Source organism: Streptomyces atratus, assembly GCF_014648655.1.
GTDB lineage: Bacteria > Actinomycetota > Actinomycetes > Streptomycetales > Streptomycetaceae > Streptomyces > Streptomyces atratus.
On sequence record NZ_BMRN01000013.1, the window covers coordinates 161,162 to 174,215 of the forward strand.

The 13,054-nt window shown below is 71.0% G+C and carries 12 protein-coding genes and 1 pseudogene; 5 read left to right on the plus strand and 8 right to left on the minus strand.

Annotated elements, in window-relative coordinates; all coding sequences use genetic code 11:
- Window positions 1-81: 81 nt before the first annotated feature.
- From IEZ15_RS22570 to IEZ15_RS22595, 6 genes are all read right to left on the minus strand, one after another.
- Complete coding sequence (locus IEZ15_RS22570; protein ID WP_189279104.1) at window positions 82-705, minus strand: TetR/AcrR family transcriptional regulator; 624 nt, start codon at window positions 703-705, stop codon at window positions 82-84.
- A 3-nt stretch (window positions 706-708) separates the two neighbouring features.
- Window positions 709-1,722, minus strand: a complete 1,014-nt coding sequence (locus IEZ15_RS22575) for an agmatine deiminase family protein (RefSeq protein WP_189279105.1) — start codon at window positions 1,720-1,722, stop codon at window positions 709-711.
- A gap of 19 nt (window positions 1,723-1,741) precedes the next feature.
- Window positions 1,742-3,430, minus strand: coding sequence for an urease subunit alpha (locus tag IEZ15_RS22580; protein ID WP_189279106.1), 1,689 nt, complete (start codon window positions 3,428-3,430; stop codon window positions 1,742-1,744).
- Window positions 3,427-4,107 carry an urease subunit gamma gene (gene ureA / locus IEZ15_RS22585; RefSeq protein WP_114246834.1) on the minus strand — a complete coding sequence of 227 codons (681 nt, stop codon included), beginning with the start codon at window positions 4,105-4,107 and terminating at the stop codon, window positions 3,427-3,429. The genes IEZ15_RS22580 and ureA overlap by 4 nt, the downstream gene beginning before the upstream one ends.
- Window positions 4,108-4,302: 195 nt before the next feature.
- The gene (locus IEZ15_RS22590) at window positions 4,303-5,391 is read right to left on the minus strand and encodes a branched-chain amino acid aminotransferase (RefSeq protein ID WP_114246833.1); all 1,089 of its coding nucleotides are present in this window, start codon (window positions 5,389-5,391) and stop codon (window positions 4,303-4,305) included.
- Window positions 5,392-5,631: 240 nt separating this feature from the next.
- Entirely contained in the window at window positions 5,632-6,675 is a 1,044-nt protein-coding gene (locus IEZ15_RS22595) for a 3-isopropylmalate dehydrogenase (RefSeq protein ID WP_189279107.1), read from the minus strand.
- A 90-nt stretch (window positions 6,676-6,765) separates the two neighbouring features.
- On the opposite strand from IEZ15_RS22595, the pseudogene IEZ15_RS22600 reads away from it, so the two are divergent.
- Window positions 6,766-7,066 (plus strand): annotated as a pseudogene (locus IEZ15_RS22600) (phosphoesterase); the annotation flags it as partial.
- Window positions 7,067-7,179: 113 nt separating this feature from the next.
- Here IEZ15_RS22600 and IEZ15_RS46430 read toward each other — a convergent pair.
- Window positions 7,180-7,308: a hypothetical protein gene (locus tag IEZ15_RS46430; RefSeq protein ID WP_093772350.1), complete on the minus strand. Its 129-nt coding sequence runs from the start codon at window positions 7,306-7,308 to the stop codon at window positions 7,180-7,182.
- A gap of 321 nt (window positions 7,309-7,629) precedes the next feature.
- Entirely contained in the window at window positions 7,630-8,184 is a 555-nt protein-coding gene (locus IEZ15_RS22605; protein WP_189279108.1) for a GNAT family N-acetyltransferase, read from the minus strand.
- A gap of 100 nt (window positions 8,185-8,284) precedes the next feature.
- Here IEZ15_RS22605 and IEZ15_RS22610 point away from each other — a divergent pair, with 100 nt between their 5' ends.
- The 4 genes from IEZ15_RS22610 to IEZ15_RS22625 all read left to right on the plus strand — a co-directional run bounded on the left by IEZ15_RS22610 (window position 8,285) and on the right by IEZ15_RS22625 (window position 12,990).
- The gene (locus IEZ15_RS22610) at window positions 8,285-8,857 is read left to right on the plus strand and encodes a CDP-alcohol phosphatidyltransferase family protein (protein WP_189279109.1); all 573 of its coding nucleotides are present in this window, start codon (window positions 8,285-8,287) and stop codon (window positions 8,855-8,857) included.
- Window positions 8,854-9,714 (plus strand): phosphatidate cytidylyltransferase, encoded by an 861-nt coding sequence (locus IEZ15_RS22615; RefSeq protein ID WP_189279110.1) that lies wholly within the window; start codon window positions 8,854-8,856, stop codon window positions 9,712-9,714. Before IEZ15_RS22610 ends, IEZ15_RS22615 begins: the two co-directional genes overlap by 4 nt.
- The gene (locus IEZ15_RS22620) at window positions 9,711-10,919 is read left to right on the plus strand and encodes a lysophospholipid acyltransferase family protein (RefSeq protein ID WP_189279111.1); all 1,209 of its coding nucleotides are present in this window, start codon (window positions 9,711-9,713) and stop codon (window positions 10,917-10,919) included. Before IEZ15_RS22615 ends, IEZ15_RS22620 begins: the two co-directional genes overlap by 4 nt.
- A gap of 172 nt (window positions 10,920-11,091) precedes the next feature.
- Complete coding sequence (locus IEZ15_RS22625; RefSeq protein ID WP_373302600.1) at window positions 11,092-12,990, plus strand: glycoside hydrolase family 97 protein; 1,899 nt, start codon at window positions 11,092-11,094, stop codon at window positions 12,988-12,990.
- Window positions 12,991-13,054: the final 64 nt, after the last annotated feature.

Consider the following 13,054-nt stretch of genomic DNA (forward strand, 5'->3'; position numbering starts at 1 on the left):
GGTCCGCCACCGTGCCCGAACAGCCGGGAGCGCAACAAGGCCGCAACGGGCAACGATCAGGCGTACTTGAGTGCGTTTAGTTCACGGCAGAACGGGCCGCTCCGGTGCGGTAAGCGAGTCGTCGATGAACTCCCGCACCTGGTCGAGGACTTGGAAGCGGCCGGTGCCGGGGATACCGACCGCGACATGGACGCTGAACCCGTCGAGCAGGGCGCGCAGCCGGGTCGCGAACCGTTCGGCGTCGACGGTACGGAACTCCCCGCGCGAGGCGCCTTCCGCCAGCAGCGCCACCAGGTCGCGGTGCCAGGCGCCCTCGATCGCGGCCTGCCGGGCGCGTGCGTCGTCGTCGGCGTTCTGCGAGCGGTTCCAGACCTCCAGCCAGAGCGTCCAGTGCGGATCGCGGTGGCCGTCGGGGAGGTACAGATCGATGTACGCGTCGAGCCGTTCGCGGACCGTCACCCGACCGGACAGCAGGGTGCGCCGCTGTGCGCCGAGCCGGCCCTCGCTCCACTCCAGGGTCTGGAGCAGCAGCTCGTCCTTGGTGCGGAAGTAGTAGAGGAGGTGTCCGCTGCTCATGCCGACCTCACGGCCGAGCCCGGCCATGGTGAGGCCGTCGAGGCCCCGCTCGGCGATGGTGGCCATGGCGGCGGCCAGCACTTCCTCGCGGGGCGGGGCGGTGTTGCGACGGCGTGGAGCGGGGGGCACGGTTCAGACCTTCGGCTGCTGCTGCGTGATGCAGTGGATGCCTCCACCGCCGGCAAAGATCGTACGGGCGTCGACGAGTGTCACCGTACGGTCGGGGAACAGCTCGCCGAAGATCGCCGCCGCCTCCTTGTCGCGCGGGTCGTCGAAGGCGCAGAGAACCACGCCGTCGTTGCAGAGGTAATGGTTGATGTAGGAGTAGTCGACCCACTCCCCGTCGGCCTTCAGCACGGTGGGCGCGGGGACCTCCACCACGTTCAGGGAGCGGCCCCTGGCGTCGGTGGCGGCGCGCAGGATGCGGACGGTCTCACGGGTGATCTCGTGGTCGGGGTGGGCCGGGTCCGGCTGGACATGGGCGACGACGGTGCCGGGGCGGGCGAAGGCGGCGACGATGTCGACATGACCGAGGGTGCCGTACGTGCCGTAGTCACCGGCCAGTCCGCGGGGCAGCCAGATGGCCTTCTCGGTGCCGAGCCTGGCGTGGATCTCGGCCTCGACCTGCTCGTGGGTCCAGTCGGGGTTGCGTTCCTTGCCGAGCTGGACGGTTTCGGTGAGCAGAACGGTGCCCTCGCCGTCGACATGGATGGCGCCGCCCTCGTTGACGAGCGTCGAGCTGTGTACGGGGACGGCCGCGAGACCGGCGACGGCGCGGGCGATGTGCTGGTCATGCTCCCAGCGGGCCCACCCCTGGGCGCCCCAGCCGTTGAACGTCCAGTCGACGGCGGCCAGTTGACGCCCGTCACTGACGAAGGTGGGGCCGATGTCGCGCATCCAGGCGTCGTCGAGCGGACGGACGGCCAGCTCGATGTCCGGGCCGAGAAGTGCGCGGGCGCTGTCCTCCTGGCCCGGGCCGACGACCATCGTGACGGGTTCGAAGCGGCGGACGGCGCGGGCGACGGTGGCCCAGGCGCTGCGGGCCTCGTCCAGTTCGGCGTCGGTGTCGAAGGTGGGGTTGGGGCCCGGCCAGGCCATCCAGGTGCGTTCGTGCGGGGCCCACTCGGGCGGCATGCGGAAGGTCATGAAGCGTCCTTGAAAGGTGTCAGAGGAAGTAGAGGCGGTTGAGGGAGACGGAGTCGGCCGGCTCGGAGCGCAGCGGGTCGCCGTCCAGGGTGACCAGACCGCTGTGGGCGTCCACCGCGACTTCTCCGGTACGGGAGTTGTGGACGAGGTCGCCGGGGCCGATGCCGCGCGTCCCGCGCACTGCGACACGGCGCCGGCGCGTGGGCATCAGGTCCGCGCCGAGCTGGGTCGCGGCCTGCGAGACGAAGGCCACGGAGAGATCGGCCGCGGTGGCTCCGTACGCTCCGAACTGCGGTCCGAGGACCAGGGGTTCACAGGTGTCGGTGGCGGCGTTCGGGTCGCCCGTGACCCCGTACGCCGGGAAGCCGGACTTCAGCACGAGCTGCGGCTTCGCACCGAAGAACTCGGGCCGCCACAGCACGATGTCGGCGAGCTTCCCGGTCTCGATGGAGCCGATCTCGTGCGCGAGGCCGTGGGCGATGGCGGGGTTGATGGTGAGCTTGGCGATGTAGCGCAGCACCCGGGCGTTGTCGTCCGCGGGGCCGTCCCCGTCCATCGGGCCGAGTTCGGCCTTCATCTTCCCGGCCATCGCGAAGGTGCGGCGTACCGTCTCACCGGCCCGTCCCATGCCCTGCGCGTCGGAGGACGTGATACCGATGGCGCCCAGGTCGTGCAGGACGTCCTCGGCGCCCATCGTCCCGGCGCGGATGCGGTCGCGGGCCATGGCGGCGTCGCCCGGCAGGTCCGTCTTGAGGTCGTGTACGGAGACGATCATCCCGTAGTGCTCGGCGACGGCGTCCCTGCCGAAGGGCAGCGTCGGGTTGGTGGACGAGCCGATGACGTTCTCGACGCCCGCCATCTTGAGGACGTTGGGGACGTGTCCGCCGCCGCAGCCCTCGATGTGGAAGGCGTGGATCGTGCGGCCTTCGAGGACACGCAGGGTGTCCTCGACCGACAGGCACTCGTTCAGCCCGTCGCTGTGCAGGGCGACCTGGACGTCGTGTTCCTCGGCGACCCGCAGTGCGGTGTCCAGGGCGCGGGTGTGGGCGCCCATGTCCTCGTGGACCTTGAAGCCGCAGGCCCCGCCCTCCGCGAGCGCCTCGACCAACGGCGCCTCGTGGGAGGACGAACCGCGCCCCAGGAAGCCGATGTTGACCGGCCAGGCGTCGAACGCGTTGAACGCATGGCGCAGGGCCCAGGGCGAGTTGACGCCGACACCCCAGACGGGGCCGAACTCCTGGCCGATGATCGTGGTGACACCGGAGGCGAGCGATGCCTCCATGATCCGCGGCGAGAGCAGATGGACATGGGTGTCGACAGCGCCCGCCGTCGCGATCATCCCCTCGCCGGAGACGATCGTCGTCCCTGTGCCGACAACGACATCGACGCCGTCGAGGGTGTCCGGGTTACCGGCCCGCCCGATCGCCGAGATCCGGCCCTCGCGGATACCGATCGACACCTTGCGGATGCCCTGCACGGCGTCGATGACCAGCACATTGCTGATGACGACATCGCAGGTGTCCCGGACGGCGGCGGCCTTGAGATGCAGCCCGTCGCGGGCGGTCTTGCCGAATCCGGCGAGGAATTCCTCGCCGTACTGCTGTGCGTCCGACTCGACGCGGACGGTCAGCCCGGAGTCACCGAGCCTGACCCGGTCCCCGGCCCGCGGGCCGTGGACGGAGGCGTACTCGTACGGATCGATACTCATCGCTCTGCTCCCAGGTATCCGCATGCCACCGCGCGCCGCAGGGCCTCGTCGCGTGCGCCGGGCGCGTCGAGCGGTCCGTCGACCAGCCCGGCGAACCCGATGGCGATCCGGTCTCCGCCGATGGGCACCAGCCCCACCTCGACCGACTCCCCCGGCCCGAAGCGGACGGAGGAACCGGCGGGGACGCAGAGCCGCATCCCGTACGCCGCCGCCCGGTCGAAGTCGAGCCGCGGGTTGGCCTCGAAGAAGTGGAAGTGCGACGTCACTGAGACCGGCACGGTCGCGGTGTTGCGGACCGCGAGGCGCGCCGCCGGTTCCGGCTCGGGCGTGGCGGGACCCGGGACGACGGCCCCGGGAGCGTCGTCGCCGAGCCCGCCGCCCAGCGGCCGGGAAACCACGGCGAGCCGCGAACCGTCATCGAAGACGGCCTCCACATGGACTTCGGTCACCACATCGGCGACCCCCGGAAGGACATCGTCGGGACCGAGCACGGACCGTGCGGCCTCGATGGCCTCGGCGAGTCTGCGCCCGTCGCGGGCGGCCTCGCAGACCGTGTCCGCGATCAGAGCGGTCGCCTCGGGGACATTGAGCTTCAGCCCTCGGGCGCGGCGGGCCCGGGCCAGTTCGGCGGCGCCGAAGAGCAGCAGCCGGTCACGTTCCGTCGGGGTCAGTCGCACGCCCGCACACCTCCTGTTTAGAGCAGCACTCTAACCGTGGATCAGCAGTAACCAAAAGCTCGACTTCGTCACTTTTGAGCGACGCTCCAACCACGCCGCCGGTCCGGGAGCACGACAAAGGCCGCACCCGGCAGAAACCGGGCGCGGCCTTCGCGCATACGACAGGGTCGGACCAGGAGATCCTGAGGCCTCTCGTCAGCCGAGCGGGTGCATCCAACCGTGGGTGTCCTCGGCGACGCCACGCTGGATGTCCAGCAGGCGCTCACGCAGCTTCATCGTGACCTCGCCGGGCGCACCCTCGCTCTGGGTCCACTCGCCGCCCGCGGACTTGACGGTGCCGACGGGGGTGATGACGGCTGCGGTACCGCAGGCGAAGACCTCGGTGAGGGTGCCGTTCGCGGTGTCGGTCCGCCACTGGTCGATGGAGACGCGGCCCTCCTCGGACTCGTAGCCGAGGTCGCGGGCGACCTTGAGCAGCGAGTCACGGGTGACGCCGGCGAGCAGGGAGCCGGTCAGGGCCGGGGTGATGATCTTGTTCCCGTACACGAAGTACAGGTTCATGCCGCCGAGTTCCTCGACCCACTTGTGCTCGACCGCGTCGAGGTAGGCGACCTGGTCGCAGCCCTTCGCCGCGGCCTCCGCCTGGGCGAGGAGGGACGCCGCGTAGTTGCCGCCGGTCTTGGCGTCGCCCATGCCGCCGGGGACGGCGCGGACGCGGTCCTCGGAGAGCCAGATGGAGACCGGCTTGACGCCACCGGGGAAGTAGGCACCGGCGGGCGAGGCGATGACGACGAAGAGGTACTCGTTGGCGGGCTTCACACCGAGGCCGACCTCGGTCGCGATCATGAACGGGCGCAGGTAGAGCGACTCCTCGCCACCGTGTGCCGGAACCCATGCCTTGTCCTGCTGGACCAGCACGTCGCACGCCTCGATGAACGTCTCGACGGGCAGTTCCGGCATGGCCAGCCGGTGCGCCGATGCCTGGAAACGCTTGGCGTTCGCCTCGGGGCGGAACGTGGCGACGGAGCCGTCGGGCCGGCGGTAGGCCTTGAGGCCCTCGAAGATCTCCTGCGCGTAGTGCAGGACCGTGGTCGCGGGGTCGAGGGAGAGCGGGCCGTAGGGGACGAGCTGGCCGTCGTGCCAGCCGCGGCCCTCGGTCCACCGGATCGTCACCATGTGATCGGTGAAGTAGCGGCCGAATCCGGGCTTTACCAGGATCGCCTCGCGCTCCGCGTCGGACAGCGGGTTCGAGGAGGGCTTGAGCTCGATCGTGGGCGTCGTCATGTGTGCGTGTCCTTCACCGGTTGTGTGTGTTGGACCGCGCTCACGCCGCTCCTGTCAGACAGGTGCTAGGACGTCCGAGCTTCACCGCGAGCCACGGCCCCGTTCGATTATCGCTCCCGGGTGGCCGTGCACGAAATGACGTGAATGCGGTCCAGTGGTCGATGGTGGCACCCGGGACCGCGCAGGAGAAGCCGCCGGGTGCGGTTGCGACCCGGCGGCTTCGAAAATGGAGTCGTCGGGTCAGCTCGCTACGCGTACCGCGAGCGCGTCGCCGATCCGGTCGGTGGTACGAGTCGTCGTGCTGTCGCGCTCCGCGAGGTCGGCGGAGACGGCGTCCTCGATGCGCACGGCCTCGGTCTCGTAGCCGAGGTGGCGCAGCAGAAGGGCGACGGAGAGGATGGCGGCCGTGGGGTCGGCCTTGCCCTGGCCCGCGATGTCCGGGGCGGAGCCGTGGACCGGCTCGAACATCGAGGGGAACTCGCCGCTCGGGTTGATGTTGCCCGAGGCCGCGACGCCGATGCCGCCGGAGACGGCCGCGGCGAGGTCGGTGATGATGTCGCCGAAGAGGTTGTCGGTGACGATCACGTCGAAGCGCTCGGGCTGCGTGACGAGGAAGATCGTCGCCGCGTCCACGTGCAGGTAGTCGGTGGTGACGTCCGGGAACTCGGCCGCGACCTCGTTGAAGATATTGGTCCACAGGTGCCCGGCGTAGGTCAGCACGTTGTTCTTGTGGACCAGCGTCAGCTTCTTGCGCGGGCGGGCCTGGGCGCGGGCGAAGGCGTCACGGACCACACGCTCGACACCGAAGGCGGTGTTGACCGAGACCTCGGTGGCGACCTCGTGCGGGGTGCCGGTGCGGATCGAGCCGCCATTGCCGGTGTACGGGCCCTCGGTGCCCTCGCGGACCACCACGAAGTCGATCTCCGGCTGCCCCTTGAGCGGGGTCGCGACACCCGGGAGGAGCTTCGACGGCCGCAGGTTCACATGGTGGTCGAAGAGGAAACGGAGCTTCAGCAGGAAGCCGCGCTCCAGGACGCCGGACGGAACCGAGGGGTCACCGATCGCGCCGAGCAGGATTGCGTCGTGCTGCTTGAGCGCCTGGACATCCGCGTCGGTGAGGGTCTCACCGGTCGCGTGGTAGCGCTTGGCGCCGAAGTCGAACTCCTTGGTCTCCAGCTTCACATCCTGCGGGAGAACAGCATTGAGGACCTTGAGGCCCTGAGCCACTACCTCCTGGCCGATACCGTCACCAGGGATCACTGCGAGATTGATGCTGCGAGACATGTCCGCACCTTACTGCGCGTCCCACACCATGACACGTCACGTCCACCATGCGGACATATGGGGAGCTGTGCGTGTATCGCTCATCCATTCACCTACGACGCCCGCACCTGGGACCGGTTCCTGGCCCGGACGGAGACCGTGCCGTGGATGGTGACCACCGGCAACCACGACATGGAGGCCTGGTACTCGCCGGACGGCCACGGCGGCCAGAACGCCCGCTGGACGCTGCCCGGCAACGGTCCGGACCCGGTGGAACCAGCCCGGTGCGTACTCGTTCGTGCACGGCAACGTGGGGGTCATCGCCCTCGACGCCAATGACGTCTCGTACGAGATCCCGGCCAACTTCGGGATCAGCGACGGCAGGCAGACGCGCCGGCTGGACCGGCGCCTGCAGCCCGGACGGCACGCCCGGATCCCGGACGGCACGCCCGGATGAAGGTCACCGCACTCGCCGAGTCGGGCGAGCGCATCGACCATTTCCAGATCGGCCGCGGCTGACCGTTCTCAGTGGCCCGTGGAGCCGCCGTTGTCCCTGCGGTCGAGGGCCCGCTGCAGGGCGGCGGCGGCATTCTGGCGCTCCGACTCGGTCGGGCGGTGGGTGTGACGGACTCGGCGGACAGTCGTCTCGGCCATGGTGGATCGACTCCTTGAGATCGCGAGGATTTCGAGATCGAAAAATCGTGAACGTGATTTCGAGATCAGGATTTCGAGGCGCCGGAAGGGGCGGGGAGCGGGCGCCGCAGGGGTTGCCTGCACAGGGGCGCACACTCACGACCGCCAGTCGCTGGATCTAGCGAGACGTTCGGCTTCTACAAAGTTAGGACAGCTCGGCCGGTCTGTCTCCACAATTACTCGGACTTCCTACTATCTGAGACGGAGGTTTACGGCCGCCCTCAGTGGTTCCCGGATCAGGGCCCACCCCCGGCTGCGGTCCTCCGGTCACCCACCGCCCGCTCACAGCACGTCCCCGTCCCGCCAGTCGAAGATCAGCGTCCCGGACGCAGGCGGCAGCACGGGGCCTGCCACACCGCGGATGCGGATGCTGCCCTCCTCGTCCGGCAGCCGCTCCACCCCGTACCGTCCCAGTACCGCGATCCGCCCCGGCCACACCAGCCAGCCGCGCCCCGCGTAGAGCGCGGCCCCGGCAGCCGATGCGGACAGGGCCCCGAAGGCGTACGCCCCGTCGACGACCTGTTCCAGCATGGCCATCACGCGCCCGCCGAGCCCTTCCCGGCGGCGGTCGGCGCGGACGGCCACGGCCTCCACGTAGCCGATCCGGTACGAGCGGCCCTCGTGGATCACCCGGCGCTGGACGACGCTGCCGTGGGCGAGAAGCCCGCTGCCGTCCCGTACATACGCGTGGATGCCGCCGAGACCGTGGTCCCAGTCGTCGTCGCTGAAGTCTCCTTCGAAGGCGGTGTCCAGGAAGGTGCGGATCTCATCGAGGGCGGCCGGGGTCAGCAGGCAGGTGTGCGCGGTGTGCAGAGTCGGCTCGGTCGGCTCAGTCATGCACTCCAGCCTCCCAGGCACCGCAGCCATCAGGTACTCAGCCCCCATCTGAGTACCTGCCACGTGTCGAAGAATGGTGCGTCGCAAGAGAGTTGGGCCCATGAATGGCCTATACGCCCTCAAGCCCTGGTACGCGGACCGGCTCTCCGGTGTCCGCGCCTCGCTGGTCCGTCGCGAGGTGTCGCCCGACACCCTCACCGCGGCCGGCGTGGTCTCGGCGGCCGGTGCCGCCGCCGCACTGGCCTGGCTGCCCACCGGCCTCGCCGCCCTGCCGGTCGCCGTGCTGCTCGCGGCCCGGCTCGCCTTCGCCAACCTGGACGGGGCGCTGGCCCGCGACACGGGCCGGACGACCAGGCGCGGCGCGGTGCTCAACGAACTCGGCGACCGGCTGGCGGATCTGGTCGTGCTGGCCGGTTTCCTGGCGCTCGCCCCGCTGTGGCTGGTGGCGGCGGCCGGGCTCGCGGCGACGCTGCCGTCCTGGGTGTCGCTGGCCGGCGCGGCGGCGGGCGCGCCCCGGCGCAACGGCGGCCCCGTCGGCAAGACCGAGCGCTGTCTGCTGGTCGTGGTCGCCGCGGCGAGCGGCTGGTCCGTACCCGTTCTGATCGTGATCGCCGCCGGTTCGCTGCTCACCGCCGCGCTCCGGCTGGCCTGGTTGTGGCGGGAGCTGGCATGAGCGCCGTACTGATCGCCGAGGAGGCGGCGGCACGGGCCGTGCCGCTGGTCGCGGGTGTGCTGGGGGCGGGCGGCGTCGCCGTCGCCGTACTGCCGTCGAAGGTCCGGATGCGGGCCGAGCTGCGCAAGCGGTGGCGGACCTGGGCGCTGGTCGCCCCGGTCTTCCTGGGGGCGTACTTCCTGGGCGGCGGCGGGACGTTCGCGCTGGCCGCGGGGCTCGGGGTAATCGCGGTGAGCGAGTTCGTGACGATGGCGGGGCTGAGGCGCGGCGATCACGCGGTGCTGGCGGTGGCCGCGCTCGCGCTCCCGGCGCTGGCGTGGCTCGCGCCCCAGGTCCTCGACGTACGGGCGGCGGCGCTGCTGCTGGTCGCGGCCGCGCTTCCTCCGGTGCTGGCCGGGGACGACCGGGCGGGGTTCACCCGCACCGCCCGTACGGTCCTCGGACTGCTGTGGATCCCGGTCGCGCTGACCGGTCTGGTGACGCTCGGCGATACGGGTGTCGCGGTGGGGCTCGCGGTGGCGCTCGGCGATGTCGGCGCCTGGTGCGGCGGTACAGCGCTGGGCCGCCGCGGCCCGCTCGCCCGGCCGTTGTCGCCGCTCTCCCCCAACAAGACCTGGGCGGGCGTGTTCGGCGCTGCGGCGGCAACAGCCGTACTCCTGCTCGTACTGGGCGAGTTCACTCTCCCCCTGTGGGCTGCGGTGCTCGGCGGCTGTGTCCTCGGCGATCTGCTCGAATCGATGGTCAAGCGCGAGTCGGGGGTGAAGGACGCGGGCAGTTGGCTGCCCGGCTTCGGCGGCCTCCTCGACCGGATCGACTCCCTGCTCGTGGCCCTTCTCCTGGCGATGGTGATGACATGACCTCCACGCTCCCGCGCGTCCGTGACCGGGTCGCACCGCCCGTGCGCTCACGCTTCGCCGCCGCGCTCCGGCGCGGCCTGTGGTGGGGCGTCCTCAGCCTCACCGGCGGGGTGGAGCGGCGCGGCCGGCTGCCGCGCGGCGGTTGTGTCGTCGTCGCCAACCACTCCTCGCACGCGGACACGGCGGCGCTCCTCGCCGCACTCGACGCCCGGCACACCCCGGCGATCGGCGCGGCGGCCGACTACTGGTTCGCCTCGCCGTGGCGGCGCCGGATCTGCCGCAGGCTCGCGGCAGGGTTCCCGGTGCGGCGAAGCGGAGGCGGCATGGACGACCTGCTGTCCATGGCGGACGAGTTGCGGTCGGGCCGGGCGGTCGTCCTGTTCCCGGAGGGCACCCGGGGCAGGGACGGCGAGCTGGGCTCCTTCCACCGGGGCGCGCTGGTCCTCGCCGGGCAGGCGGGTGTCCCGGTCGTACCGGTGGGGATCGCGGGCACGGACCGGCTGCTGCCCAAGCACGGCCGGCTGCGCTCGGCGCTGGTGCGTGTGTCGATCGGTGACCCGCTGCCGTCGGCGGTCACGCCCAAGGAGGCCCGCGACGCGGTGGTTGCGCTGCACTCGCGTACGGTCGCCGAGCCGCTGAGGGACTCCGCGGCGCGGCGCCGGGTGGCGTCGGTCGTGACCTCGCGCCGGGGCGTACCGCTGGCGTTCGTCTGGGCGCTGGCGGAGGCGCTGAGCTGGCCGTTGATGCCGGAGCTGTTGCTGGGCGCGGTCTGTGTGGCGGTGCCGCGGGTGGCACTGAAGATGTCGCTGGGCGCACTCGCCGGCAGTCTGGCCGGTGGCTTGCTCGCCCTCCAACTGGCCTCCGCAGGCGTGCAGTTGCCCGCACCGCTGACCACGGACCGGATGCGCGCCGAGGTCCGCGGCGAGCTGGCCCTGGAGGGCGCGTCCGCTGTTCGTCACCAGCCGTGGAACGGCATCCCCTTCAAGGTGTACGGCGCCGAGGCGGGCCGCGCCGGAGTCCCCGCGCTCGACTGGCTCGGCGCATCGACTGCGGCGCGCGGCTCCCGGACCCTCACGCTGGGGCTCGGCTTCGCCGCCTTCGGACTGCTGATGCGCCGTCACCGTCGTCATTACGGCCGCTGTCTGATCCTGCTGGGCGGCGGCTTCACGGTCGGTCTTTCGCTGATCGTGCACGGCTGGAGCTGAACGGGGACACAGCGGGAGATCCGGGACGACTCCCCGCCCTCTCCTCTATTGACCCGATGTATTTGCCGTCAGAGACCTTGACGCCCCCTCAGTCCACCATCATTCTCCCACTCATCGGACCAATGGTCAGGTCTGTGAACGATGAGCCTGCGGACTGGGAGAAATCGTGTCACTGCACAAGCCATGGAGAACCCGCATCGGAGCGCTGTCGGTGATCCTGTGCGGCGCGCTCGCGTCGACGCTGCTGACGGCGGCCGGCGCACGCGCCGAGGACAGCACCTGGACGGTACGGGACCAGCCCGACGGGCCCCGCGCCGAGCTGCGGCTCGACCGTGCGACCGGATCACTGGGCCTGACGGTGTCCCGCGAGGGCGGGACGGTCATCGCCCCGTCACCCGTGGGGATCGTGACCGAGCGGGCCGACCTCACCTCGGGGCTGGGGTTCCTCGGCCGCAGCGACCGCTCGGTGGACGAGCACTACCGCACGGGCGCGGGCAAGACCCGGAGCCGCACCGTCCACATGCGTGAATCGCGCTTCCGCTTCCGCACCGCCGCGGGCGCCCGGCTCGATCTGCTCGTCCGGGCCTCCGCCGATGGTGTCGCCTACCGCTACGTGCTGCCCGGTGACACGGGCAACGTCCTGCGCGAGACCTCCGCGTTCACCCTGCCCGAGGGGGCGTCCGCCTGGCTCGGCAACTACCGCAAGGACAACGAGAACCTCTTCAACGCGTACTCCGCCACGGGCGCCCCGGCCGGTGAGTACATGATGCAGGGGCTGTTCCGTACCAAAGGCGGCTACGCCCTGGTCGCCGAGTCCGACGTCACCGGCAGCTACTCCGGGGCCCGTCTGGTCCATGACACGGGCTCCCCCACCTACCGCGTCAAGCTCTGGGACGAACAGGTCCAGGTGAAGGGCGCGCTCACCACGCCTTGGCGCGCCGTGGTCACCGGCGACCTGGCGACCGTCACCGAGTCCACCTTCACGGACGATCTCGCCCCGGCCTCCAAGGTCCGCGACACCTCCTGGATCAAGCCGGGCCGGGCCCTGTGGACCTGGCTGGCGGGCGGGCGTCCGGCGGGCCGGAGCCTGGAGATGCAGAAGGGGTACGTCGACTACGCGGCCCCCCGCCACTGGCCGTACACCGTCGTCGACGCGGGCTGGTACTTCGACCCGGACCAGTGGGACGTCACCGACCCCGGCTGGCAGTCCCACAGCTGGATTCCGGAGCTGGTGCGCTACGGCAGGGAGCGCGGCGTCGGAATCCAGGTCTGGATCCACCACCGCGACCTGGACACCGCCGAGGAGCGCGCCCAGTGGCTGCCCACACTGGAGAAGTGGGGCGTCAAGGGGGTGAAGATCGACTTCATGGACTCGGAGGCGCAGGAGACGTTCCGGTGGTACGACGAGATCCTCCCCGAGACGGCAGCCCACCACCTCCTGGTCAACTTCCACGGCTCCACGATCCCCAAGGGCATCCAGCGCACCTGGCCGCACGTCATGTCGCTGGAGGGCGTCAACGGCGAGGAGAAGAAGACGAACACCGCCCAGCATCTGACCACGCTCCCGTTCACCCGGAACGTGATCGGCTCCATGGACTTCACCCCCGGCGCCTTCCACCGCCCGAACCGGCCCAACGCCGCGTCCGACGCGGGTGAGCTGGGCCTGTCGGCGCTGTACGAGTCCGGGGTCCAGAACCTGGCCGGTACCCCCGAGTCGTACGAAGCCCGACCGGTGGCCCGGCACTTCCTGGAGCAGCTGCCGGACGTCTGGGACGACACCCGGCTGCTGGCGGGTGAGCCCGGAAGCAGCGCGGTCCTGGCCCGCCGCAACGGCAGCCGCTGGTTCATCGGCGGTACGTACGCGGGCACGGCGCACACCGCCGAGGTGCCCCTGCGGATCGGGGCCGGCCGGTGGCTGGTCGAAACGGTGACGGACGGGCCCGCGGGGCTGGTGCGCACGGCCCGCGTGGTGCGGGGCGGCGACGCGCTGTCGGTGGATGTGGTTGCCGACGGCGGCTTCGCCGCGGTGGCCTGCCGCTGGGCCCCGGGCCGCACCTCGTGCGACCGCTGAACCGGTAGCGGACCGGAATCCCCGGCCCGCCGGCTCATCTGTCGGCCGGGGCCGTTGTCAGTGG